Source organism: Salipiger sp. ABN3_019, assembly GCF_056158605.1.
The window spans coordinates 1110231-1135462 of sequence record NZ_JBSWTP010000010.1 but is presented as its reverse complement, the minus strand read 5'-3'; the positions used below and the strand labels follow the sequence as shown (position 1 = coordinate 1135462).

Annotated in this window: 21 protein-coding genes and 1 other RNA gene; 9 read left to right on the top strand and 13 right to left on the bottom strand. The window is 65.8% G+C overall.

Features of this window, described 5'->3' with window-relative positions; genetic code table 11:
- Positions 1-155: 155 nt before the first annotated feature.
- Together ACXAD2_RS27340 and ACXAD2_RS27335 are read left to right on the top strand one after the other, a co-directional pair.
- Entirely contained in the window at positions 156-509 is a 354-nt protein-coding gene (locus tag ACXAD2_RS27340; protein ID WP_475177751.1) for an STAS domain-containing protein, read from the top strand.
- Between the two features lie 21 nt (positions 510-530).
- Positions 531-977, top strand: a complete 447-nt coding sequence (locus tag ACXAD2_RS27335; protein WP_475177748.1) for an ATP-binding protein — start codon at positions 531-533, stop codon at positions 975-977.
- A 761-nt stretch (positions 978-1738) separates the two neighbouring features.
- On the opposite strand, the gene ACXAD2_RS27330 is transcribed toward ACXAD2_RS27335, so the two are convergent.
- The 3 genes from ACXAD2_RS27330 to ACXAD2_RS27320 all read right to left on the bottom strand — a co-directional run bounded on the left by ACXAD2_RS27330 (position 1739) and on the right by ACXAD2_RS27320 (position 4467).
- Positions 1739-3109 carry a glutamate--cysteine ligase gene (locus ACXAD2_RS27330; protein WP_475177744.1) on the bottom strand — a complete coding sequence of 457 codons (1371 nt, stop codon included), beginning with the start codon at positions 3107-3109 and terminating at the stop codon, positions 1739-1741.
- 67 nt (positions 3110-3176) lie between these two features.
- Positions 3177-3704, bottom strand: coding sequence for a hypothetical protein (locus tag ACXAD2_RS27325; RefSeq protein WP_475177740.1), 528 nt, complete (start codon positions 3702-3704; stop codon positions 3177-3179).
- A gap of 34 nt (positions 3705-3738) precedes the next feature.
- Positions 3739-4467 carry a 16S rRNA (uracil(1498)-N(3))-methyltransferase gene (locus tag ACXAD2_RS27320; RefSeq protein WP_164184029.1) on the bottom strand — a complete coding sequence of 243 codons (729 nt, stop codon included), beginning with the start codon at positions 4465-4467 and terminating at the stop codon, positions 3739-3741.
- A 12-nt stretch (positions 4468-4479) separates the two neighbouring features.
- On the opposite strand from ACXAD2_RS27320, the gene ubiA reads away from it, so the two are divergent.
- From ubiA to ACXAD2_RS27295, 5 genes are all read left to right on the top strand, one after another.
- Complete coding sequence (gene ubiA / locus ACXAD2_RS27315; RefSeq protein ID WP_475177735.1) at positions 4480-5448, top strand: 4-hydroxybenzoate octaprenyltransferase; 969 nt, start codon at positions 4480-4482, stop codon at positions 5446-5448.
- A 62-nt stretch (positions 5449-5510) separates the two neighbouring features.
- On the top strand, positions 5511-7517 hold the full coding sequence (locus ACXAD2_RS27310; RefSeq protein WP_475177731.1) for an OmpA family protein: 2007 nt from the start codon (positions 5511-5513) through the stop codon (positions 7515-7517).
- Complete coding sequence (locus ACXAD2_RS27305; protein WP_066107686.1) at positions 7514-7843, top strand: hypothetical protein; 330 nt, start codon at positions 7514-7516, stop codon at positions 7841-7843. The genes ACXAD2_RS27310 and ACXAD2_RS27305 overlap by 4 nt, the downstream gene beginning before the upstream one ends.
- A gap of 265 nt (positions 7844-8108) precedes the next feature.
- Positions 8109-11453: a hypothetical protein gene (locus tag ACXAD2_RS27300; protein WP_475177724.1), complete on the top strand. Its 3345-nt coding sequence runs from the start codon at positions 8109-8111 to the stop codon at positions 11451-11453.
- A gap of 79 nt (positions 11454-11532) precedes the next feature.
- Positions 11533-12468 (top strand): LysR family transcriptional regulator, encoded by a 936-nt coding sequence (locus ACXAD2_RS27295; RefSeq protein ID WP_475177720.1) that lies wholly within the window; start codon positions 11533-11535, stop codon positions 12466-12468.
- A gap of 34 nt (positions 12469-12502) precedes the next feature.
- Here ACXAD2_RS27295 and ACXAD2_RS27290 read toward each other — a convergent pair whose 3' ends face one another.
- The 5 genes from ACXAD2_RS27290 to ACXAD2_RS27270 all read right to left on the bottom strand — a co-directional run bounded on the left by ACXAD2_RS27290 (position 12503) and on the right by ACXAD2_RS27270 (position 18933).
- Positions 12503-13507, bottom strand: coding sequence for a glycosyltransferase family 4 protein (locus tag ACXAD2_RS27290; protein ID WP_475177716.1), 1005 nt, complete (start codon positions 13505-13507; stop codon positions 12503-12505).
- A 25-nt stretch (positions 13508-13532) separates the two neighbouring features.
- Positions 13533-14513 (bottom strand): glycosyltransferase family 2 protein, encoded by a 981-nt coding sequence (locus tag ACXAD2_RS27285; RefSeq protein ID WP_475177712.1) that lies wholly within the window; start codon positions 14511-14513, stop codon positions 13533-13535.
- Positions 14514-14530: 17 nt separating this feature from the next.
- Complete coding sequence (locus ACXAD2_RS27280; RefSeq protein ID WP_475177710.1) at positions 14531-15445, bottom strand: glycosyltransferase family 2 protein; 915 nt, start codon at positions 15443-15445, stop codon at positions 14531-14533.
- A 312-nt stretch (positions 15446-15757) separates the two neighbouring features.
- Positions 15758-18313 (bottom strand): ATP-binding protein, encoded by a 2556-nt coding sequence (locus ACXAD2_RS27275; protein ID WP_475177706.1) that lies wholly within the window; start codon positions 18311-18313, stop codon positions 15758-15760.
- A gap of 110 nt (positions 18314-18423) precedes the next feature.
- Positions 18424-18933 (bottom strand): putative pterin-binding protein, encoded by a 510-nt coding sequence (locus ACXAD2_RS27270; protein ID WP_475177704.1) that lies wholly within the window; start codon positions 18931-18933, stop codon positions 18424-18426.
- 403 nt (positions 18934-19336) lie between these two features.
- Between ACXAD2_RS27270 and ACXAD2_RS27265 the strand changes: the two genes are divergently transcribed.
- Positions 19337-19951 (top strand): response regulator, encoded by a 615-nt coding sequence (locus ACXAD2_RS27265; RefSeq protein ID WP_066110342.1) that lies wholly within the window; start codon positions 19337-19339, stop codon positions 19949-19951.
- Positions 19952-20104: 153 nt separating this feature from the next.
- On the opposite strand, the gene ffs is transcribed toward ACXAD2_RS27265, so the two are convergent.
- An RNA gene (gene ffs / locus ACXAD2_RS27260) (signal recognition particle sRNA small type) lies at positions 20105-20203 on the bottom strand.
- Positions 20204-20395: 192 nt separating this feature from the next.
- On the opposite strand from ffs, the gene ACXAD2_RS27255 reads away from it, so the two are divergent.
- The gene (locus tag ACXAD2_RS27255) at positions 20396-21547 is read left to right on the top strand and encodes an ATP-binding protein (protein ID WP_475177699.1); all 1152 of its coding nucleotides are present in this window, start codon (positions 20396-20398) and stop codon (positions 21545-21547) included.
- A 6-nt stretch (positions 21548-21553) separates the two neighbouring features.
- On the opposite strand, the gene ACXAD2_RS27250 is transcribed toward ACXAD2_RS27255, so the two are convergent.
- The 4 genes from ACXAD2_RS27250 to ACXAD2_RS27235 form a co-directional block, all read right to left on the bottom strand.
- Positions 21554-22315, bottom strand: a complete 762-nt coding sequence (locus tag ACXAD2_RS27250; RefSeq protein ID WP_475177695.1) for an ABC transporter permease — start codon at positions 22313-22315, stop codon at positions 21554-21556.
- 103 nt (positions 22316-22418) lie between these two features.
- Positions 22419-23213, bottom strand: a complete 795-nt coding sequence (locus ACXAD2_RS27245) for an ABC transporter ATP-binding protein (protein WP_475177690.1) — start codon at positions 23211-23213, stop codon at positions 22419-22421.
- A 61-nt stretch (positions 23214-23274) separates the two neighbouring features.
- Positions 23275-24279, bottom strand: a complete 1005-nt coding sequence (locus ACXAD2_RS27240; protein ID WP_475177685.1) for an ABC transporter substrate-binding protein — start codon at positions 24277-24279, stop codon at positions 23275-23277.
- Positions 24280-24450: 171 nt separating this feature from the next.
- A complete protein-coding gene (locus ACXAD2_RS27235) occupies positions 24451-25134 on the bottom strand; it encodes an HAD family hydrolase (RefSeq protein ID WP_475177680.1) in 684 nt (227 codons plus the stop codon).
- Positions 25135-25232: the final 98 nt, after the last annotated feature.

Sequence of the window (25232 nt, the reverse complement as noted above, 5' to 3'; positions counted from 1 at the left end):
TGGTAAGGAATGCCGTCTAGCTTGCTGAAGATATGGGCACTTGTGGTCGCAACGGCAATCACCCTCGGGCGGCGCTTGGTTAAGTGCCTGGGCAGGGCTTGGATGAGCCCTCAGGCCGCGCCCGGATGATCGGAGCCGGATAATCGGAGGATGCCATGAAGCTCAGCAGCCATGGAACGGATCCGCAGGTGGTTCGGGTCGAGGAAACGCGCATCGACGCTGCGGTGGCGATCCAGTTCAAGGATGCGATGCGCCTCGGCGTGAACCCCGCCGCCAAGCGCGTGATCCTTGATCTCGGCGCGGTGGAGTTCATCAACTCAAGCGGATTGGGCGCCATCGTCGCGGCAATGAAGGAGCTTGCCCCCGGGCAAAGGCTCGATCTGGCCGGGCTATCGCCGATGGTCGACAAGGTCTTCCGCCTGACGCGGATGGACACCATCTTCGTTCTCTATCCCACGCTGGCAGAGGCGGAGGCCGCGTCTTCGCAGGTGGCGGGACCAGAGAGCTAGAGGCTGATTTGGCGGCGCGACATGACCAGCCTGCCCGAAAGCACAAGGAAACTGTCGCAGAGCCTCACCTTGGGTGCCTGCGCCGCAGAAGTGCGGGCAGCGCTGGCAGAGGTGGCCGCGATGCTGTCCGCACATCAGGCCTCGCCAGAGGCACGCGGGGCGATCGAACTGGTGCTGGCCGAAGCGCTGAACAACATCGTCGAGCATGCCTATGCGCCAGCGATGGCGGGGGATATCGGGCTGCGCGTGAGTTTGGAGAAGGATCAGGCCCGGCTGCAGGTGCGCGACAGGGGCAGGGCAATGCCGGGGCTGGTCTTGCCCGAGGGCAGGCTCAAGCCGCTTGGGCATGACCGAGATTTGCCGGAAGGGGGATTTGGCTGGTATCTGATCCGTAAGCTTGCCTCGGAGGTCCGGTACCGGCGCTTTGGGGACGAGAATGTCCTCGATATCGTCGTATCGTTGCGATGAAGGGTGAGGGTCGCGCCCCCAAGGTCGCTCACTTTTAGTTGTACTGCCGTTCTTTAAATCGCCTTAGTTGCGCCCGGTTTGCGACAAACTCTCAGGCTAGGAAGACACTCAAGCCGATATCGGCATAGCTCGGCGTCGCACCGTTTTCAGCCCCCACCCAGTGTGCGACGCCGAGGCCTTCTTTCAGACCAGACAGAGCATTCCTCGCACGCCCCTCGCTTGGGGTCAGCAACGCCGCATGGGGCGTCGCCACCTCAGCGCAGATCGGCGGATCGGCCGCCATATGGCCTTTTATCGCGCGCATTTGCGACAAATTGCCGACGCAGAGTGATCTGGTAGCTGCATATAGCTTCCCCCGGACCTGCGCTCATCAGCCCCCGCTCAGTGCGTGGGGCCGGGGACCTTCTCCAGAAAAATTGTCTTGATCCACCAAACCCTTCTCGTCGCCCGTTTCGCGGCGGTGGCGGGTTTGTGCCGCTGCGTCAGCTTCTCGGGCGAACTTCCGCCGAAAGCTGCGGATTGCGCCGGTCTGCTGCAGGATGGCCGCAAGCTCACCTTAGTCTCGCCCGATTTCAGGCCGATACCGAAGATGTAGCTGCATATGGCTTCCCTCGGCGTCACGCCGTTTCAGCCCCCACCCAGTGCGTGGCGCCGAGGAACTACCAGCGGCACTTTTCCACATTTGCGAGAGCTTCTTGGCAACAGGAGCCATCGGGCCCGGCGGCGGCAGGCGGGCCGCTCGGCAGCCCGCCATACGATCCTCAGTAGCTGTAGGCGCCGTAGATCTTCGACAGATCACCGCCCCATTCGCCGTGGTAGAGATCAAGCATCTCATCCGCCTGAACCGTGCCGCTTTCGACGCTTTCCTTCAGCGCGTTGAGGAAATGCGTCTCGTCCGGCAGCAGGCCACCCGCGCCGGGACGCGCGCGCGCGACAAGGCCAGCCTCGGCGATCTTCAGCACTTCGCGGGCGAGATCATGCATGCGGATGCCATTCACCTCGGCTTGCAGGGCGTCCTCACCAGCGGCGACGCGCAGAGCTTGGCGCGTTTCGGCGTCCCAGCCCTTCACCAGATCCCAAGCGGCATCCAGTGCGCCCTGATCGTAGGTCAGCCCGACCCAGAAGGCGGGCAGGGCGCAGAGGCGGCGCCACGGGCCACCATCGGCGCCGCGCATCTCGATGAATTTCTTCATCCGGGCCTCGGGGAAGAGCGTGGTCAGATGGTCGGCCCAATCCGACAGCGTCGGCTTTTCGCCCGGCAACGCGGGCAGGCGGCCCGCCATGAAGTCGCGGAAGGACTGGCCAAGCGCGTCGATGTATTTGCCATCGCGGTAGACGAAATACATCGGCACATCGAGAGCGTATTCCACGTAGCTTTCAAAGCCGAAGCCCTCGTCGAAGACGAAGGGCAGCATGCCGGTGCGTGCGTCGTCGAGGTTCTGCCAGACATAAGAGCGATAGCTCTTCATGCCGTTGGGCTTGCCTTCGAGGAAGGGCGAGTTGGCAAAGAGCGCTGTGGCGACGGGCTGCAAAGCCAGCGCGACGCGCATCTTCTTGATCATGTCCAGTTCGGAGCCGAAATCGAGGTTCACCTGCACCGTGCAGGTGCGCCGCATCATGGTGGTGCCGGTGGTGCCGACCTTGCCCATATAGGCATCCATCAGCTTGTAGCGGCCCTTGGGCATGAGGGGCATTTCCTCGTGCTTCCATTCGGGCGCGGCGCCAAGGCCGATGAAGCCCACGCCGATCTCGTCAGCGATGCCCTTCACCTCGCGCAGGTGTTCATTCACCTCGTCGCAGGTCTGGTGGATGGTCTCGAGCGGGGCACCCGACAGTTCCAGCGCGCCGCCCGGTTCAAGCGAGACGTTGGCGCCGTCCTTGGTCAGGCCGATAAGATTGCCGCCCTCGTTCACCTCGGCCCAGCCGTGCCGGTCGCGCAGCCCTTCCAGCACCGCACGGATCGAGCGCTCGCCCTCATAGGGCAGCGGGGCGTGTGTGTCGGTCAGATAGCCGAACTTCTCGTGCTCGGTGCCGATGCGCCAGTCCTCTTTGGGCTTGATGCCCGCCTCGAGGTACTCGCCAAGCTGAGCGTGGTGTTCGATCGGCCCGCCGCCGGACTGGGGAATGGACATGTCTGGGCTCCGATCTTGCTTGGCCTTTGGTCTCGAGGCTCAGGGATGGGGGCAAGCGAAGCCCTTGTCAATGCAGACGGAGGGCGGGTTTTTGTGCGCTGGCGCGCCGCCAGATGGTCACCGGCGCAGACCCGCGCTCCTGCATTTTCTGCAGCATCCGCTCTGTCTGCAGACCCGGCAGCCGCGCGAAGACATCAAAAAGTTGATCTGCCCCCTCGGCTGTCAGCGGAATTGCCAGCGTCACGCCGTCTTCACTGCGCAGCAGCCAGTGCGGCGGGCGGGCGCGGGGATCGAGGGTCAGTGCGGTCAGACTGTCGAGATCGGCAAAGCCGCCGGTCAGCGGGCCGAAATAGCTGATCCGCCCCTCGATCACCTGCACCATGCCTGGCCCGCCGGTGCCGGTGCGAAAGCGCGCGCGCTGCACCCCGGCAAAGATCAATGCGATGGCGATCACGATGACCACCCAGCCGATCCACATCAGCAGCCCGCCGGGAAACAGCGCCCAATAGGCACCGAGCGCCAGCACGCCCAGACCCGCCAGAACCTCGCGCCAGCGCATCAGTCCGGCCTTGGCTTCGGGACGCAGGAAGCTCATGCGGCGGGACTCCTCGGCAGTCGGGCGGGACGGATCATCGCCAGTCCCCGCAATGCGCCTGCCAGAGCGTCAGCGCCGCCACCGCCGCCGTATCGGCGCGCAGGATGCGCGGGCCAAGCGCGATCGAAGTCGCCTGTTCCATACCGTGCAGCTTTTTGCGCTCGGGCTCGGAAAAGCCGCCCTCGGGGCCGATCAGCACCGCCCAAGGCCCCGAAGCGCCGGACAGCGCGGCGGCGTAATCGGTGCCCGCGCCCACCGCGGCCTCGTCGCAGAACAGCAGCCGCCGGTCGTCCCATTCGGCCAGCAGCGGCCCGAGCTTCTGCAACTCGGCAACCTCTGGCACGAAGGTGGCGCCGCATTGCTCGGCGGCCTCCACCGCATGGGCCTGCAGCCGGTCCTGGCGAATCCGTTCGGAGTTGGTGAAGGCGGTCTGCACCGGCACGATACGCCGCACGCCCAGTTCCACCGCCTTTTCGACAATAAAATCGGTGCGCGCTTTCTTGATCGGCGCGAACAGCAGCCAGAGGTCGGGCGGCGTGCCCTGCGGCTGGATCTGCTCGGCGCAAACCAGCGTGCCGCCGCGTTTTCCGGTCTCGGAGACCTCGGCCAGCCACGCGCCATCGCGCCCGTTGAACAGCGCCACGGAAGCGCCCTGTGGCAGCCGCATCACGGAAAAGAGATAATGGGCCTGCTCCCGCTCGAGAGCGACCGGTTGTCCCGCGCCCAGCGGGTGATCTACATACAGACGAACCTTTGCATTCATGAGGCGGACCATATGACCCATCCCGGCGCAGCGCCAGATCCCTCAGGACAGGTCTCCGACGCGGTACGCGGCAATTGGGTGGACCACCGCGCCCCGGCGTGGACCCGGCCCTATCTGCGCCTGTCGCGCGCTGACCGGCCCATCGGCACATGGTTGCTGCTGCTGCCGTGCTGGTGGGGGTTGCTGCTGTCGATGGTCGCCGATGGCAACGCCTCGTGGTTCGATCTGTGGATCTTTGCGGGCTGCGGCATTGGCGCGGTGTTGATGCGCGGCGCGGGCTGCACATGGAACGACATCACCGACCGCGATTTCGATGGCAGCGTGGCGCGCACGGCCTCGCGCCCCATCCCCTCGGGGCAGGTCACCGCCAAACAGGCGCTGGCATGGGCGGTGATCCAATGCCTGATCTCCTTTGCCATTCTGCTGACCTTCCCGCCGATGGCGATCCTGCTGGGGGTGCTCTCGCTCGGGCCGGTGGCGATCTATCCGTTTGCCAAGCGCTTTACGTGGTGGCCGCAGGTGTTTCTTGGCATCGCCTTCAACTGGGGCGCGCTGCTGGCATGGACCGCGCATAGCGGCAGCCTCGGCTGGCCCGCGGTGGCGCTTTATTTCTCGGGCATGGCGTGGACGCTGTTCTACGACACGATCTATGCCCATCAGGACAAGGAAGACGACGCGCTGATCGGGGTCAAATCCACCGCGCGCCTCTTTGGGGACGAGCGCACGCCGAGGATGCTGGCGTGGTTCATGGTGATCTCGGTCGCGCTGATGGGGGTCGCCGTGGTGCTGGCCGCCCCGCATGGCGAGATCGGGCAACTGGTGCTGCTGATCGCCGGGCCCTGGACCTTGGGCTGGCACATGCTCTGGCAGATGCGCAAACTCGACGTGAACGACAACGATGTGCTGCTCAGGCTGTTCCGGGCCAATCGCGACGCCGGACTGCTGCCCGTGCTGTTTTTCGCCGTCGCTCTCTTGGCGTGATTGCGCCGACCGGGAGCGGGGCGTATCAGAGTTGAAAAAATGATCAAGAAAGGGACGCTTTGATGCGCCTTTCCGGCTATCTCATTCCGACGACCGCATTTGTTGCCGCTGCGGCGCTCTGCGTCGGGACCGCCTTCTTCTCGATGCAAATGATCGAGACCGCCTCGCGGCAGGATGTCGCCAATGCGCTCAGCCGTGATGGGCAGGACTGGGCCGAGGTGGATGTGAACGGCTTGCAGGTCTTTCTCATCGGCACCGCGCCCGACGAGGCGGCACGATTCCGCGCGATGACCGTGGCTGGCTCGGTTGTGGATTCGGCGCGGGTGATCGACCAGATGCTGGTCGCTGATGCCGAGGCGATCGAGGCGCCGCGCTTTTCGATGGAGATTCTGCGCAACGACGCCGGTATCTCGGTGATCGGGCTGGTCCCGACAGAGACCGACCGCGAGCGTCTTCTGGAAGTGATGTCGGGCATGGTGAGCGGGCCGCAGCAGGTCTCGGACCTGCTCGAGGATGCCGATTTCCCGCCGCCCGAGGGCTGGCGCCGCGCCGTGGATTTCGCCGGCCGCGTGCTGGAAGAACTGCCGCGCTCGAAGATTTCCGTGTCGGCGGGCCGGGTCCACATCAAGGCGATGGCCGACAGCGAGGCCGCGAAGCGCGAGATCGAGCGCGACCTGCGCCGCCGCGTGCCCGATGGCGTCGATCTCAGCCTCGATCTTTCGGCGCCGCGCCCGGTGATCACCCCGTTCACGCTGCGCTTCGTGATGGACAGCGACGGCATCCGCTTCGACGCCTGCTCGGTCGACACCGAAGAGGCGCGCACGAAGATTCTCGAGGCCGCCAAGATCGCGGGCTTTGAGGGCGACGCGCATTGCCGCACGGGGCTTGGTGTGCCCTCGCGCCGCTGGGGTGACGCGACCGCCATGGGCATTCGCGCGCTTGCCGAACTGGGCGGCGGCTCGGTCACCTTCTCCAACGCCGACGTCGCGCTGGTCGCCCCCGAGGGCACCGAGCAGCAGCTTTTCGACAAGGTCGTCGGCGAGCTAGACACCGATCTGCCGCAGGTCTTCGCGCTGCATGCGACGCTGCCCGAAACGCCCGAAGCGGGCGATCAGGGGCCGCCGGAGTTCACCGCCACGCTCTCTCCGCAGGGGGCCGTTCAGCTGCGTGGCCGGATCAACTCGGATCTCTCGCGCGAGACGGCGGACAGTCTGGCGAAGGCGCTCTTTGGCTCGGACAAAGTTTATACCGCCGCGCGTGTGGCCGAGGGGCTGCCGAACGGCTGGGCGACCCGCGTTCTGGCCGGGCTCGAGGCGATGGGCGAGCTGAGCAATGGCTCGCTGCGCATCACGCCCGACCTCGTGCGCATCTCCGGCAACACCGGCAACCCCGACGCCAACGCCGAGATCTCGGGCCTGCTGGCCGAAAAGCTGGGCGATGGCGGCGAGTTTGAGATCGACGTGACCTATCTCGAAAAGCTCGACCCGCAACTGGCGATCCCCACGCCCGAAGAATGCGAGGCGCAGATCGTCGAGATCATCGGCGACCGCAAGATCAGCTTCGAGCCGGGCTCGGCGAACCTCGACGCTTCGGCCAAGGACATCATGGATGAACTGGCCGAACTGCTGAAGATCTGCGGCGACATCCCGCTCGAGATTCAGGGGCACACCGACAGCCAGGGCCGCGAGTTGATGAACGAGGCGCTGAGCCGCGACCGCGCGCAATCGGTGCTCGACGCGCTGCGCAACCGCCGCGTGCTTACCTCGAGCTATCGCGTCAAAGGCTATGGTGAAACCATGCCAATTGCGGATAACAGTACAGAAGAAGGCCGCGAGGCGAACCGCCGGATCGAATTCAAGCTGATCCCCCCCGAACCGACCGAAGAAGAGGCCACCGCGCTCGAGCAGATCGAGCAGGAGGGCACCGAGGCGGAGACGGAGGCAGCGGCCGAAGGCGCAGAGCAGGCGCAGGACGACGAAACGCAGGATCAGGACGCCGCTCAGCAAGAGGCGGCGCCGGACGAGGCAGGGCAAGACGGTCAGGAACCGCAGGAAGGGGCAGAGGAATGAACCGGACGGAATTCGTGATTGCCACGGCAATCATTCTCTTCGTGGCATTCTGCATGGGCTGGTTCGCCAACTGGCTGGTGCATCGCTTCAAGCGGGTGGCGCAGGCCGATGTGGATCAGCTCGAGAAGATGAGCAAGGAACTGCACGAGGCCGAAGAGACCCGCGATCAGGCCATCACCTATCTGCAGCAGCGCGAGGCGGAACTGACCAATCAGCTGGCCCAGACCGAAGCCGAACTTTCGGCGGCGATGGAAGGTCTGCGCGAGGCGCGGCACGAGGCCGAAGATCTGCGCAACATGCTCGACCGCAGCAAAGGCACGGTCTGAGCCGGCGGTCCCCGCGCCGCGCCATCCTCGCTGACGCTCAGAGGTGCCCGGGCCTCGGGGGTAAAGCGCACGGTCCGCGCTTCTTCTCTTTGAAAATACGCATGGCGCGGCCTTTGCCAGCCGCGCAACGCGCGTGGTGACGTGCCTCCTTTGGTTGCCCAAAAGTTGCCGCAATCTCTCCCTAACCAGACTCGATTCCCGGCGCAGAACCGGTCGGGTGGTTTTGGCCATGCCGACGGGCGCGGTCTGGTGAAGGGTATGCGGTATGACGACCTACGCGGTGACGCTCGACAACTGGAATGATCCCGCGTTCTGGGCGGCGGTCTCCGAAGGGTCCGGCGGGCACACGCTCGATCTCTCCGCATTGCCTGCGGATTTCGGGATCGAGTTCGATCAAGCCAACCTCGTGCTCTTCCTCAACTACGGCGGCGCCAGTTTCATGGTCGGCGATACGACCGCGCCTGCCGCCTTCGACGCGCAATTGGGCGGCACCACGGAGTGGAGCTTTTTCTCGGTCGTGGACGGCAGCGGCGGCAACGACACGCTCGGCGGCGGCGCGGGCGATGACACGCTGGACGGCGACGCGGGCAGCGACAGTCTGCTCGGCTACGCGGGCGATGACGTGATCACCGGCGGCGATGGTGACGATACGGTCTATGCCGGAGAGGGCGCGGACACGGTCACCGGCGGTGACGGCGACGATTCCATCACCGGCAACGAAGGCGACGACTCGCTGGAGGGCGGCGCGGGCAGCGACTCGCTCTACGGGCAATATGGCGATGACTACGTCAGCGGCGGCGATGGCGATGACACGCTTGAGGGCAATGAGGGCGACGACACGCTGATCGGCGGGGCGGGCAACGACTGGATGCGCGGCTCCTACGCCAACGATGAATTCTGGGGTGGCACCGGCGACGATTCCTATTGGGGCGGCTGGGGCGACGACACGTTCCACATCGAAAATGACTTCGGCAATGACACTGTGGATGCCGAAGGCGTCGACGAGGTCGTCGGCGACACGCTCGATTTGTCGGCTGTCACCGACGCGCTGCGCATCGACCTGACCAATGTGACGCCGGAGATCGGCAGCCTCACCGATGGCACCTCGACGCTGGTCTATGACGAGGTCGAGACGATCGTTCTGGGCTCTGGTATCGACACGCTGGTGCTGGCCGATGGCGGCGGTCTCGATGCGGTGACAGGCTTCTCGGCACCGACCGATCTGGGCGATGGCAGCTACGCCGGGAACGATCTTCTCGATGTCTCGGGGCTGACGGATGACGATGGCGCGCCGGTCGACACCGCCGACGTCACGGTCAGCGACACCGCCGGCGATGGCACGGGTGATGCGGTTCTGGGCTTTCCGGGCGGCGTGTCACTGACGCTTGTCGGGGTGCTGGCGTCGCAGGTCGCATCGGCTGCGCAGCTTGAGGCGCTGGGGATTCCGGCGGCGGAGGCTTCTGAGGAGACGGGGGATACCGGTTCCGACACCGGCGAAACGGACACAGGGGAAACGGGCACCGGGGAAACTGACACAGGGGAAACGGACACCGGCGGGACCGACACCGGGGATACGGAAACCGGAGGCACGGACACAGGTACGGATACAGGCGGCACCGATACGGGGGACACGGATTCGGGTAGCAGTGACACCGGCAGCGACACAAGCTCTGCCGACTTGCCGCAGATTGACGGTGCCTTCGAATTTGAGGCGACCATCCGTTTTGACGACCTGTCGGGCGCATCGGGGCAGAAGGTCTTCGAATTCGGCAGCAGCGGCGAGGACCGGATCACCTTTGGCCAGCTTGGTCCCAGCAGTGCGGTGATCTTCGAGATCGTGCAGGATGGTGCCACCTGGATGGTGGTGGCCGAAGACGCGATCACCGAGGGCGAAACCGCGATCTGGACCGTTGGCGTCGACGAGACCGGCTTCATGTATGTCGACAAAGACGGCGTGCAGGTTGCCGAGGGCGATGGCGTGGTGCCTTCCGATACCGAGCGGTCGGTGAACCAACTCGGTGGCACGGGCGACAGCGCGCTGATTGGCGAGATCGCGGATGTCTCGATCGCTCAGGGCGGCGACGTCTGGACCTTGGACGACCATGCCTCGGAGACGGACACCGGAGGAGACACAGGTACGGATACTGGGACGGGCGCGGATACAGGCACGGATGCGGGCACGGATACGGGCACCGATACCGGAACGGGCGGCGACACCGAGACCGGGACCGAAACCGGCACCGATACCGATACCGGCGGCAGCGATACATCGGGCGGCGCGGACGAAGGCTCTTCGGAAAGTGACGCAGGCACCATTCCTCAGATCGACGGCGCTTTCGAGTTCGAGGCGACGATCCGCTTTGACGACATCACCGATGCCCGCGACCAGCGCGTGTTCGAATTCGGCGGCGAGGGCGAGGACCGGATCACCTTCGGGCAGCTTGGGCCCAGCAGCGCGGTGCTCTTCGAGATCGTGCAGGATGGCGTAACAGCGCTCATCGTGGCCGAAGATGCGATCACCGAGGGCGAGACCGCCGAGTGGACCGTCGGCGTCGACGACAGCGGCTTCATGTATATCGAGAAGGACGGCGTGCAGATCGCCGAAGGCGACGGTGTGGTGCCGGTGGATAGTGACCGGCTCAGCAACCTGCTTGGCGGGACGGGCGACAGCACGCTGCAGGGCGAGATGAGCGGCGTTTCGATCACGCAGGGCAGCGCCGTGTGGAGCCCCGAGGTGGGGACCACCGAGACCGCGCCCGGCGAGAGCGAGGAGGGTGCCGCCACCGAGACCGGCGGCGAGACGGATGCAGAGCCTGCCGAACCCGATGGCAACCTGCCGCAGATCGACGGCGCTTTTGAGTTTTCGGCCACGCTGCGCTTTGACGACATCACCGACGCCAGCGGCCAGCAGGTCTTTGAGTTCGGCGACGCGGGCGAGGATCGCATCGCCTTCGGCCAGCTTGGCCCGAGCAATGCGGTGGTCTTTTCGGTCACGCAGGGCGGCAACACCTATTACGTGGTCGCCGAGGACGCGATCACCGAGGGTGAGACCGCCAGTTGGAGCGTCGGGGTCGACGAGAGCGGCTTCATGTATGTCGAGAAGGACGGCGAGCAGATCGCCGAGGGTGACGGCGTCGTGCCACTCGACAGCGATCGGCTGAGCAACCTGCTCGGCGGGACCGGCGACAGCGCGCTGCAGGGCGAGATCGCCGATGTCAGCGTGACCCAGCCGGGCAGCGTCTGGACGCTTGACGCAGATGGAGAGGCACATCTGCAGCTCACCGGCACCGAGGAGGATGAGCTTCTCGAGGGCGGTGATGGTGCCGACACGCTGATCGGCGGGGGCGGAGACGACACGCTGACTGGCGGCGACGGGGCGGATGTGTTCGGGCTTGGGGCCGTGGCGGGCAATGTCACCATCACCGATTTCACGCAGGGCGATCAGATCGACCTGTCGGAGATCGGCGCTTGGGAAGACGGCGAGGCGCTGATGGCTGCGCTCACGCAGGCAGATGGCAACGCCAGCCTCAGCTTTGACATCGACGGCGAGACGCAGACGCTGGCCATCGCCTCGGACGAAGACCTCGAAGAGGACGACTTCCTGCTCTGATCCGGGCCGGGCGCGCGGGCGCTGCTTGGCAAGGCCTGGGGCGCGTGGTTCACTCGCGGCGCCACTCGAAAGGACCGTGATGCCACCGCTGCCAAATCTCCGTGCCATGCAGGCCTTTGAAGCGGTGGGCCGCTGCGGCTCGGTGCGCCGCGCGGCGCAGGAGCTTGGGGTGTCTTCGGGCGCGGTCAGCCAACAGGTGCATCGGCTCGAAGAGCATCTGGGCCTCGTGCTGCTAGAGCGGCGTGGCCGTCAGCTCGAACTCACCAGTTGGGGCCGGGTCTATCACGCCGAACTGAGCAAGGGCTTTGCCCAACTCAACCACGCGGGGGCGGCACTGGCGCGGGCGCGCAATCGCCATGGCTTCGTGATCAGCTCGCTCACTACCGTGACGAACAAATGGCTGGGGCCGCGCCTGTTCGAGTGGACCGCAGAAAACCCCGGCGCGCCAGTGCGCCTTATGGGCACCGAGATCGAGCCGGATCTGCACCATGACAACGTCGATTTCCGGCTGTTCTTTGACGACCGTCCGCCGCACGAGCATTACACCGAGCTGTTCACCGATCGCATCGTTCCGGCCTGCGCGCCCGCGCTGCTGGGCGGGCGTCACCTGCAGCGACCCGAAGAGATATTCGAGTTCCCGCTGCTCGAGATCGTCTGGACAGACAGTTTCGCCGCGCATCAGGTGCCGGATTGGGAGCAATGGGCCGCCCATTGCGGCCTGCCGCCGCCGCCCAGTTCTGCCAAGCCCGCGCTGACCTTCGCGCTGTCGTCGAGCGCGATCGACGCGGCGGTGTCGGGGCGGGGCTTTGTGCTGGGACAGCTGGCGATGATTGGCGAGGAATTGGCGAGCGGCAGGCTCGTCGTGCCCTTCGATCTGCGCATGCCGCTTGCGGTGCCTTACGGGCTGGCGTGGGACCGGGCGTCGTTGGAAAAACCTATGGGGCGGGCGCTGAGGGACTGGTTGCTGATGCAAGGACGCCAGCAGCAGCAGACCTGCGCCGCCGCTGCGGGCTGACGATGGCGCGCGCGCAGAGCCGCGACGGCGTGGCTCAGATGGTGGCGAAGCCGGTTGCTTTGCCGGGCTGGCGCAGCGCGACCCGCTCGAGCAGGGCACGCCAGCCCTGAAGCGTGGCTTCATGCGGCAGTTCGGCGGGCAGGCGCGGCGCTTCTGCGGGCGCGGCGAGAACATCGCTCAGTGCACGGCTCCACGCGCCGACAGAAAGATCGGCGATGGCCACGGTGCCGGGGCCCATCTGCTCGGAGAGCCCGTCGCGGCCGGACATCAGAACCTTGCGCCCGGCCACCTGCGCTTCCTGCGCGACCAGACCGAAGGGCTCCCAGCGCGAGGGGATCGCGATGGCATCAGCAAGGCGCAGCGCCGCCTGCGCCGGGACCTCGCCGTGCAGGGTGACGCGGGGATCGTGGCGGGCCAAGGCGCGCAGTTCGGCGCGTTGCGGCCCGTCCCCAAAAATATCGAGCCGTGCCTCGGGCGCGGTGACCGCAGCGAAGGCCTGGATCAGGATGTCATAACCCTTTTGGCGGTGCAGCGTGCCGACCGCCGCGATCCGGCGCACGGGGCCGACCGGGCCGGGCAGGGCGGCCAGAGCCGACATATCGCTGCTCGGCGGGATCACCGAAAGCTGCCCCGTCGGAACCAGCGCGTGACGGCGCATCCAGCGCGCCTGCGCTTGGCTGACGGCGACCACATGATCGAAAAGCGCGAGCCCGCTGCGCAGCGAGGTCCGCAGGCGACCCCGGCGGCGCGTGCTGGCGGCCAGCAAGCCCTCGCAGTGATTGTGCTCCACATGCACCAAAGTGGTACCGGGGTGGCGCGCGCGCAGCGCCATCAGGCCCGGCAGGCTGTGCCACGACAGCGGCAGATGCGAGACGATGACATCGGCCTCGATACGTGCGGCCCCGGCGGCAAAGCGCGACACCGGCACGAGGCGGTGCTCGGCCAGCGCAGCAAGCCCGGCATCGTTTTGCAGGAACGCCAGATAGCGCGCAAGACCGTAGCTCGCGCGGTCGTCGTGAAGATGGGCTATGCGAAGCATTGGCTGGTCTCCAGGCGCAGGGGGGTCAGGCGGATCTGCCGCGGGTCTGCGGCGGTGTATCAGGGCGGGCGGAAGATCCTGTCAGCGCGAGCCGCAGGCTTCCAAGGCAGCTCGACAACGTGGCGCGCGGCTCTTCCAGCAGCGGGCTGGGCGAGGCGGTAAGCGCGCTGCGCAGCAGGGTGGCGGCCATGCTCCGGTCACGGTTTGCCAGCGCAAGTCGCCCAAGGTCGCGGTACTGGTAGGCGCGGGCAGCGCGGAAATGCCGACCAAAGAAATGCCGGTCGAGCGCTGCGAGCTTTCCCACCATCCGCTCCCATGCGGCCAGATGCTTGTCGGTGCGGGCGGCGCTTGTGTTGGCTGGGGCGCGGCAGCGGCTCAGCACACCGGGAACGCCCGCGATCTCCCAATCGGTGGTGAGCGCGAAACGCAGCCAGCACTCGATGGTCTCGCACTGGCGGAAGGTCTCGTCGAACCACCAGTCGCGCTCGGTCTCCTGCGGCGGACGGAAGGCGAGCCCGCGCAGCGCGGTGCGGCGGAACATGGCGGTCGAGCCATTGCCCACCGGGTTGCGCCGGAACACCCGCGCAGCGCCGGTGCCGCGCAGTGGCGGGGTGGTCTTCATGCCGGTCGGGGTGCCTTGCGCGTCCAGCAGCTCATAGCCCGCATAGCTCAGCCCGACAGTCGGCCGGGTCTCGAACTGCAGCACATGTTCGGCCAGTTTGGTCGGGCGCCACAGATCGCCCGCATCGCAAAAACCGATGTAGCTGCCACGCGCCGCGGCGATGCCGCTGTTGCGTGCGCCAGAGACGCCGCGGGTGCGCTGGCGCAGCACGCGGATGCGCAGATCACCCAGCGACTCCGCCAGGTCCGCGGTGCCGTCGGTGGAGCCGTCATCAACGACGATGATCTCGAGATCGGGTCGGCTCTGCGCGCAGAGGCTGCGGAGCGTGGGCTCCAGCCGGTCTGCGGCGTTATGGGCCGGAACGATGATCGAGGCGCAGGGCATCAGGGCGGCTCCGGGTCTCAGCGCGAGAGCAGGGCGCAGCGCAGCGAGCGCGGCAGCACGGAGGCGAGCAGGGCGCCTGTCAGCACGCGCACGCCGGAGAATGGGTTCGAGAACCAGCCCGAGGGGCAGGCGGCGCAGCAGTAAAGGCCAAGGCGCAGGGTTTGCAGGCCGGGTGCGCCAAGGCGCAGCGCGCGGCCAGCGAGCGTGCGCATATAGCCCGCCTCGGCGCGTGCATCGCTGAGGACACCGTAGCGTGCAGCACTGGTCAGTGCGAGCGCGCGGCCCGCCGCCATGCCTTCGAGATCGGTGGACAGACCATTGGCCGAGGAGAGGTAGTTCACCAGCACCTCGTCGAGGCCGATGACGTTCGCGCCGTCACCCACGAGCCGGATCATCCACTCAAGATCGGCGTTGTGAACCATCTCGGTGTTGAAACCGCCGCTGGACAGGAAGCTTTCGAGGCGGATCGCCACGTTGGACATGGTGCAGACCGGATCGTTGCTCAGCAGCGCATCGACGGTCAGCTTGGCCTTGGGTTCGGGCGAAAGGCCAAAACGCGTCTTGCCCTGATACATCGCCACGCGGGCAAAGCAGGCGTCCACCTCTTCATCGTCAAAGACGGCATCGAGGCGTTCGAGCTTCTCGGGGTGCCAGGTGTCGTCGGCATCAAGGAAGGCGATGATTTCGCCATCCGCCTCGGCCAGCGCCATGTTGCGCGCGGCGCTGGGGCCGACGCCGCTGTTCTTCATCAGGCGGAAGCGCAGGTCGATGCCCGCCATGGAGGCGACGATCAGTCGGGTGTCGTCGGTCGAGCCGTCGTCGATGATCAGCGCTTCCCAGTCGCCTTCGGTTTGCGCCAGCAGGCTGTCGAGCGTGTCGCCGATGGTGTCTTCGGCGTTGAAGCAGGGAATGACGACGGAAAAGCGGGGCATCTTCAGGCATCCTTCTCTGCGGGACAGGACCAGGGTGAAAACCGATAAAGGGAATGGGCAGCAACATGCGGCCCGTGACCTTTTCTAACTGGACATGCCTGCCGCTGTCCCTCGCGCCGGAGGGGAGGGAAATGGGGCAAGTGGTGAGAGCCCTATCCGTCCGGGTAGGATGCGCGGCCAACAACTCACCGGATCCGCGGAAAACGCCCTTTGGTGAGTCGCGATAGGCCCGCTAAGCAATTGAGGCAAAAAGAAATGCGGCAGCCAAACGGCTGCCGCATTTGCTGTGTCATGTCGGGGCTCTGGCGGGTGTCAGGCCGCTTCGAGACGGGCCTCGAGCGCCGCGCGGCTGTCGCGCCAGAGCGCGCGCAGAGCGGCCAGTTCCTCGGGGGCGGGCTGCTCTCCGAGCTTGACCTGCGTCTCCACCCGGCCAAGCGCTCGGCGCAGCGCCTCGACACCGAACGGCCCGCAGGACCCGGCGCATTGGTGCGCGACCGGTGCAAGATCGGGATCGTCCGGCGCGGTCTCGGCCAGTGCCTCGATGTTCTGGTCCATCTCGGTAAAGAAACGCTCCAGTAGCTTGCCGGCGGCGGCGCGCGGGATTTCCGTCAGGAAGGCATCAAGCCGTTCTTCGTCCAGAAGGCCCTCGGCGGGCTGCGGCACTGCGGCCGCCGGGGTCGGCGCCTGCTGAGGGGCTGGCGCCTCGGCTTCGGGCACCTCGGGCGCTTCTGGGCTGCAGGGCGTGCTCGGGGTGCCATTGGCCGCGGTCACCTCGGCCAGCGTGCGCAGCAGCAGCGGGCGGTCGATCGGCTTGGTCAGACAGGCGCTCATCCCGACCTTGTGGAAGCGGGCGCGCTCTTCGGGCAGGGCGTGCGCGGTGAGCGCGATGATCGGCACCTCCGCCGAGGCCCCGTCAGAGGCCCGGATCCGGCTGGTCGCCGTGGTGCCATCCATGACCGGCATCGAGATATCCATCAAGATCACATCGAACCGGCGCAAGGCTGCGCAATCCACGCCGGTCTGCCCGTTTTCGGCGATGCTGACGGTATGGCCTTCGGTCTCGAGCATCTCGCGTACGATGAAGCGGTTGATCTCATTGTCCTCGACCAGCAGCACGTCGAGCGGGCGCTGCGGCTTGTCGGGGCAGGTGCTGGGCTCTTCCGGAGTGGCCGCGAAATCGGGCGCGGGCTGCAGTGGCACGCGGATCCAGAACAGGCTGCCTTCGCCGGGTTCGCTTTCGGCGCCGATCTCGCCGCCCATCAGGCGCATGAAGCGCCGCGCGATGCCAAGGCCAAGGCCGGTGCCGCCGGACTCGCGCGCATAAGAGGAATCCAGCGTCTCGAAGTCCTGGAAAATGCGGGTCAGGTCTTTTTCGGCGATGCCGATGCCGTTGTCGATCACGCGGAATTCGACCTCGGTTTTCGCCGCGTCGAGGTATTCCACCTCGATCTCGACCGAGCCGTCGCGGGTGAATTTCAGCGCGTTGCCGACGAGGTTGAGCAGAACCTGACGCAGACGGCGGGCATCGCCGACGGCACCATCGCCCTCGGGGCCGCACCAGCGCCAGTTCAGTTCGTTGCCATAGGTCTGCGCCAGCGGCTGCGCCGTCTCGACAAGGCCGCTCAGCAGCCGGTTGATCGAGAAGGGCGCTTCGTCGGCCTTCATCTTGCCCGCCTCGAACTTGGCCAGATCGAGCACGTCGTTGACCAGTTCCAGCAGCAGGCGGCCCGAGCTTTGCATCCGGTCGAGCAGGTCTGTCTGCCGCGCCGAAAGGCTGTGGTCGCGCATCAACTGCATCGCGCCCAAAAGCCCGTTCAGCGGCGTGCGCATCTCGTGGCTCATCACCGCGAGGAATTCCGATTTCGTCCGTTCGCCCGCCAGCGCCCGGTCGCGCGCGTCGGTCAGCTGCTCCTCGGCTTCTTTCCAGTTCGAAATGTCGCGGATGTAGAAGACGTAAAGAGCGTTTTCCGCATCGGCGCGATCGGCCGAGATCTCTGCCGGGAAGAGCGTCGCGTCGCGGGTCTGCAGGGTGATCTCGAAATGCTGTTCCTCGGGGCGGGGTCGGCGGTGTTCCTCGATAAAGCTGAGCGCGCCGAGCTGATGCTGGGCGAGGGTCTCGGGCGGCACCATCAGTTCCAGCGCCAGACGCCCGACGGCCTCGGCGCGGGTGTAGCCAAAGAGCGTTTCGGCGGCGGTGTTGAACTCGCGCACAACGCCAACCTCATCGGTCACGACAATGGCGTTGGGCGAGGTCTGCACGATGGTTTTCATCCGCGTGCTGGCGAACTGCAGCGCGTCGGCCCGTTTCTGCGCGAGGCGGAACAGGCGGAACATGGCGTAGGCCAGCAGCGTGAGGCCGATGAACAGCGCCAGCAGCACCGCGGCGATGTAGATCATCAGCTCGGTGATCCCCTCGCGGCGGGCATCCGAAACCTCCGCAAAGGCCGAAAGCGCGGCGAGCGAGAAGGCGCGGACATCGGCCGAGACCCCCTCGGACTGGGCCAGCAGATCGGGCAATTCGGATTCCAGCGCCTCATCCGGTCCGTCAATCAGCGGCACCGTGTTTTCGAGGAAATCCAGCACCCGCATGCGCGGCGCCGAGGATTGCAGCGACTCGCGCAGCGAATGGAATACGCGCCCGCTGCTCATGGTCACCATGCGGCTGTAGAAGATGTCGAACCGGCGGCGCACGCCTTCCAGTTCCTCGGGATCGTCCTGCGCTTCTTTCAGCGCCAGCCGGAACTGCAGAAACTCCACATCCGCCTGCGCGAGGCTCCACTGCAGGTTGTCGGAGTTGGCGACCGAGAAATCGTCGATCTCTCGCAGGACGAGCCACCCCAGCCAAACCACGAGCCCGACACAGAGCACGAGGGCGGATACCGCGCCACCAGTCTGGACGAGGGTTGTACGACTTTGGGTTGAGGTGTCTTCAGACAAGGTCAACTTAATCATGCCTCCAAGGGCATGAACCGCGCGCCCTAGTCAAGCACGATGATGCGGTCCAGCTGCCAGATTGCGCGCGAGTAGATTTGCTCGGTCTGATACTCGGGGTTCTGATCGAACGGGTAGACGATCCACAGCGGACCCTTCTGCCGCACGGGCATGGTCTCGCCGTTGTTCAGGAACGCCACGATCGGCCCATCGTCGACCCAATCCTCACGCGGGATGTCGACCGCATAGTCGTTGATCGCGGTGGCTTTGATCGCGTCACCTTCGGCCCCCACCAGTTCCATCAGGTCGCTGAGCTGAACGCCGGTGAAGGTCTGATCGCCATCGGTCCAGATCGTCTTGGTGGTGAAGGTGCGGGTTTCGAGATTTTCGAGCATCTCGAAATCGAAGGTCGCCGTATCGCCAACATTGGTGTTGGCGATCGCGCCACTGACAACGAGCAGCGGCTCGCCCTCAGGTTGGGGCAGAACTTCCGCGACCACGGGCGTGGCGAGGATGGCAACTGCAATCACGGCGCGCAGGGGCGAAAGAAGAGACATGGGGCAACTCCTTGGTGCGTTGCGGAATACTGTCATACGCGGCGCCGAAGCGGTATCGGGGCAATGGGAGGGTTCCCTATCCGTCCGGGTAGGGAGCCCTGATCGCGGCCATAGCTCTCTTTTTTATTTGCGGCAGCCCATGCCGTAACGGAGCCCTCTGACAGCGATGAGCGACATTGGGCTCTTGATACAACACGTTAGCGGAATTTTGCCGAAAACACGTCAAGGTTTAGCATGGCAGGAAGGCCACACGCCGCCTTTTGTCCTTAATTTAACCGTAATCCGGCGACAGATTTGCTATTTGTTTAGAGAACGATGACCGGCGATTCGTCGGAGGATTTCGGGGAGACGGGACATGATGGCTCAGCAGGTGGCTCAGACTTTAACCAGACCGGCCAATGTGCTGCGGGTATTGATCGCCGACGACCATGACCTGCTGCGCGATACGCTGCAGATCTTTCTTGAAGGCGAAGGCACGTTCGAGACGGTCTGCGTGGCCAGTTATTCCGAGGCAGAGGCGCTGGTGAAGGCGGGCGAGCAGTTTGATCTCGTGCTGCTCGACTACTCGATGCCGGGGATGAACGCGCTCGACGGGTTCCACAAGATGCGCGCGCTTGAAGGCACGCACCGCGTGGCGATCATCTCGGGGACCGCAAGCCGCGATGTGGCCGAACAGGTGCTCGAAGCCGGTGCCGCCGGGTTCCTGCCCAAGACCCTCTCTGCCAAGTCGCTGGTCAACGCCGTGCGCTTCATGGCGATGGGCGAGCAATATGCGCCGCTCGACTTCATGCGTCAGGAAGAGGCCGCGCCGAGCCACCCGATGGCCGAGCGCCTGTCCCCGCGCGAGCTTGAAGTGCTCGAAGGGCTGACGCAGGGCAAATCGAACAAGGAGATCGCCCGCGATCTCGATATTCGCGAGCCGACCGTGAAGCTGCACGTGAAAACGCTCTATCGCAAGATCGGCGCCTCGAACCGCACGCAGGCCGCCATGCTGGCCAAGGAGGCCGGGCTTTTCTGAAGCCCCCGCAAGACCTCGAGCAGAGCAACGCGCCGGCATTGCCCGGCGCGTTTGCTTTTGCGCGTAGAGCAGGGTGCGGGGGAGCGGCGCGTAAAACGAGACAAAGCCCTCGAGATCAAGGGCATCGGTCATTCGTATCGTTTGTGGGGGATGAGGTGAGAGGCTGGACAACGACCCAAGCGGGGCTCGTTACGGCTGCTTCCTTCCGGACCTGACCGGGTTGGCGAGGCGCCTGCCCGCGCCAACCTCTCAAGGCCGCATATAGAGTGTCGGACCGGGGGGACGCAAGGGGGCGGGGCAATAGATTTTTATGCAGGCGGCCAAGCGATGCTTTCCCCTGCTTTATCGCCGTCAGTATAAAGGCAGAGGTGGCGCGCCCCTTGCCGCGGAGGTCAGGCCGGTCTAGCTTCAATTATCAAGATCACTATAAAATGGGGCCGTGCGATGACCAGCCGCAGCAACGGACGCGAATTTTACGTGGGCCGCAAAGAGCTTGCCGAGGCGATTGCCGAGCGACTTTCGCTTGATCCGCTGATGGGCAGCCCCTCGGGGCTGCTCTTGGCGGCACCGCGGCGGACGGGCAAAAGCACCTTCTTGCGCCGCGATCTTCTGCCCGTGCTCGAGGCGCGCGGAGATCACCCGGTGCTGGTCGACCTCTGGGCCGACCGCAAGGCGGACCCCGGGCTACTCATTGCCGACGCGCTCGCCGCCGAGATTACCGCGCTGCCGACGCCGACCGAGAAAGCCCTGCGCGCGCTGCCGGTGAAGGCGATCAGCATCGGCGGGCTCCGGGCCGAGATCGGCGGCGTCGCCGAGGGCCGCAATCTGACGCTGACCGAGGCGCTGATCGAGATCGGCGCACGGGCGAAATCCGATGTGGTCTTCATCATCGACGAGGCGCAGCAGGCGGTGACCTCCGAGGCCGGGCTCGACGCGATGTTCGCGCTGAAAGCCGCGCGCGACGCGATGAACCAGCGCCCGGAGGGGGCGCGGCTTTTCGTGCTCTGCACCGGGTCGAACCGGGACGGTCTGGCGGGGCTTGTCTCGACCAACCAGCAGCCCTTCTTTGGCGCGCGGGTCGAGGACTTTCCGACGCTGGGGTGGCCCTATGTCGATGCGCTTGTGGCGGCGATCAACCCGCGGCTTGCGGAGGACAACAAGCTCGATCCCGAGGATGTGGCGCGGGCCTTCGATCTGCTGGGTCACCGGCCCGAGAAACTGGTGGAAGTGGTGCAGCAGCATGCGGCGTGGCTGCCCGGCAGCGCCGGGCTGAAGCGCACGCTGGAAGAGCGGGCTGACGAGTTGCGGGCGCGTGTCTGGGATCAATATGGATCGGATTTCGATGCGCTGACCCGGTTGCAACGCGCGGTGCTCGAGGTGCTGATCCGCGACGGGGCCGATTTCGCGCCATTCCACGAACGGACCGTGGCCCGCGTCGGCGAGATCATCGGAGGTCAGAGTTCGGCGCAGGCGATCCAGAAGGCGCTGGATGCGCTGCGCGAGAAGCAACTGGTCTGGCGGCCGGGGCGGGGGCGCTATGCGCTCGAGGACCCGGACATGAAAGGATGGCTGCTGGCGCGGATGGGGAAAGGCTGAGCGGGCTCAGCCCTGCGGGCGTTCGGCCCAGCCCGCGAAGATTTTCTCCAGCGCGACCACCACGTAGTAAAGCACGATGCCAAGGAAGGCCAAGGCGATCAGCACCGCGAACATCAGCGGGTAATCCGAATTGGTCTTGCCGGAATTGAAGAGCGCACCGAGGCCGCGGCCATGCGGGCTGACGATCTCCATCAGGTTGGTGCCGATGAAGGCCAGCGTCACTGCCACCTTCAGCGCGCCGAAGAATTCGGGCAGGGTTTTGGGCAGGGCGATCTTCCAGAAGATCACCGACTGGCTCGCGCCAAGCGAGCGCAGGATGTCGCGATACTCGGGCTCCAGCGTCGACAGGCCAATCGAGACCGAAACGGCGATTGGGAAGAAAGAGATCATGAAGGCGATGAGCACCGTGTTGAAGTCGTGCATGCCGACGAACATCAGCGCGACGATCGGTACGACGGTGGCCTTGGGCACGGCGTTGAAGCCCACCAGCAGCGGATAGAGCGCGTCGCGCATGGTGCGCGAGAAGCCCATCACCATGCCAAGCGCCGTGCCGAAGATCACGGCGATCAGCAGCCCCACGACGGTGCGCCAGAGCGTCTGCCAGCCCATGGTCAGAAACAGGCTCCAATAGCGCTCGTAGGCGGGGAGCAGGTCCGAGGGCGAGGCCATCTTGTAGTTCGGCCAGCCCATCACCCAGACCAGCGCCTCCCAGAGCGCGAGGAAGATGAGGATGGCGAGGGTGGGGACGGCGATCTGGCGGAAAGTCATGACGGGCTCTGCTCCGCGACCCGGCCAGCGGAGGCGCGGGCCCCTGCGGCGGGATATGCGTATTTGGAAAGAGAAGAAGCGAGGACGGCGCACGGGGTTGGCATCAGGCGGGCGCCTCTGCGGGGGCGCGGCCCTGCGCGATCTCGATCTGGCGGCGCAGGGTGGCGAGCATTTCCGCGGCCTGCGGTGTGTAGAGATGCTCGATGTCGCGCGCGCCGCTGATCCCGGTGTCGAGGGTGAACTGGGTGCGGGCGGGACGGCCCGAGAGCACCACCACCTGATCGGCGAGATAGATCGACTCGCGCAGGTCGTGGGTGATCAACACGCCGGTGAAGGGCTCTTTTTCCTTCACCTGATGCATGATCTGCCACAGATCCTCGCGGGTGAAAGCGTCGAGCGCACCGAAGGGCTCGTCGAGGATGAGCACCTCGGGGCTGTGGACGAGGGCGCGGCAAAGCGAGGCGCGCTGGCGCATACCGCCCGAAAGCTCGGAAGGGCGCTTGTCCTCGAAACCTTCGAGGCCGACGAGGGCGAGCAGGTAGCGCGCACGCTCTTCCTGCTGTTTCTTGCTGAGCTTGGTGGGCACGATCTCCAGCGGCAGCATGACGTTCTTGAGGATCGAGCGCCATTCCAGCATCACCGGGTTCTGGAAGGCCATGCCAACGGTGGAGCGCGGGCTTTTCACCTTCTCGCCATGCAGCCAGACCTCGCCCTCGTCCGGCTTCAGCAGGCCCGCGACCAATTTGGTCAGCGTGGACTTGCCGCAGCCCGAGGGGCCGACGACGGCGGTAAAGCCGCCTTCGGGCACCGCCAGTTCCAGCCCGTCCAGCACCGGCAGCGGGCCGCGGGCGGTCTTATAGGCGTGGCGCACGCCCTTGATCTCGATGAGGTTGGTCATGTCGTGCCTTCGCTTCACCGGGGGCAGGCCTGCCGCCCCCGGTGACAGGGGTGGGGCTGTGTCACTCGAGCGGGAAGCCGCCCTCGGGCAGATATTCGCCGGTGAAATAGAGCGCCGCGTCGGGCGTGTTCTGGAACTCATAGGTGAGCTTGATCTGCTCCAGCGCGCTGTCCATCCTGGCGTCGTCGATCGGGCCGAAACCGTTCGCCTTCGTCCAGTCGGTGACCACATTGGCCTCCAGCGCCAGTTCCAGCCGGCGGGTTTCAAGCTCGGCATCCGCAGCGGGGTTGCGGGTCATCAGGCTTTCCACCGCTGCGGCAGGATCGGCCACCGCGTCCTTCCAGCCCGCTGCGACGGCGGCGAGGAAGCCCTTCAGAAGCTCGCCATTCTCGGCCGCCCAGTCGGTGTTGACGATGATCGCATTGCCGTAGAGGTCGACGCCATAATCGGCCATCAAGATGGTCGAGATGTCAGCCTCATCCACGCCGAGACGTGCGGTGTTGAGATAGGAGGTGAAGGAAAACCCGGTGACCGCGGCCACTTTGCCCTCGGCCAGCATCGGCTCGCGGGTCGGGAAACCGACCGGCTCGACGGTGATCGCGTCGGTGTCGAGGTCGTTCTCGGCGGCGAAGATCGGGAATTGCGCCCAAGCGCCATCGGGCGGCGGCGCGCCGAGCACCTTGCCCTCGAGATCCTTGGGCGCGGAGACGCCCAGCGACTTGCGGCCAATGATGGCGAAGGGCGGCTTGTCATAGACCATCATCACGCCGGTGACCGGCGCGCCGGGGTTCTGGTCGAGGAATTTGATCAGCGAGTTGATGTCGGCAAAGCCCACCGGGAAAGCCCCCGTGGCGACCTTCGGAATGGCGTCGAGCGAGCCGGAACCCGCGGAGATTTCCACCGCGAGATCGGCCTCGGCGAAGTAGCCCTTGTCGATGGCGACGAAATAGGGGGCCGAGGGGCCTTCGAATTTCCAGTCGAGCGCGAAGGGCAGGGCGGTTTCGGCTTGGGCGGCGGCTGCTGCGGCCATAAGGCCAGCGGCCAGCGCGAAGGCGCGGGGGTACATGGTGGGGTTTCCTCCGTGTTGGGGCGGCTGGGCCGCCTTGGTCTTTGGCGTTTTTTCCGGCGTGTTTTTCACGTCTTGGCAGTGATCTTGCCGGGAAATGCGGCAAAGGGAAGGCCCCATCGGAGGAAGCTGCGCAGGGCGCCTGCTACATTTTGACCTAATGATCAAAAATTAGGCGCTGGCGTCGTCTCCTGGCCCCTGCAGCGGAAGCCCTGCCGCCAAGGCACCTGCGATCAGCGAGGTCGCGAGGTGATGCGCATGGGCGCCATCGCTGGGCAGCATGTCGGGCACCTGCACCACCCGCATCCCGGCGGCGCGGGCGCTGGCGGCGCCGGGATCGCTGTCCTCGAAGGCGAGACAGCGCTCGGGGGCGTGCCCCAGCGCCGCGGCGGCCATGAGGTAGGGGTCCGGCGCGGGCTTGGGGTTCTCGACGTGGTCGAAGGCGATGACGGCGGTGAAATGCGCGCGCAGCCCGGCGAGGGTGAGCTTGCGCTCGGCCTCTTCAGCGCCGGAACTGGTGGCCACCGCCATCGGCAGGCCAAGCGCGGCGATCTCTTCGATCAGCAGCACCGCGCCGGGTTTCAGCGGCAGACCGTCCGCTTCGCGCAGGGCGATGCTCTCTTCGCGGATGGCTCGTTTCAGCGCAAGCTGGTCGAGCGCGCCATAGCTCACGCGCAGCGCATCGGCGACGGCGTCGCGGTCGCGCCCGATCAGCCCTTCGAGAAACCCCGGAGCCACGGTCACGCCAAAGCGCAGGAACGCCCGCCGCCCGGCCTCGAGCGCCACGCGTTCGCTGTCGACGAGCGTGCCATCGAGGTCGAAGATCACGGCGGAGAAGGGGAGAGGGGCAGTCATCACGGGCCTTTCGGGTTCGGGCGGCGCCAATGTGGCCCGGTGCTGCGGGGAATGTCGAGAGCGCGATTTCGTGTTATGCTGGCGAACCTTGAGGCAGA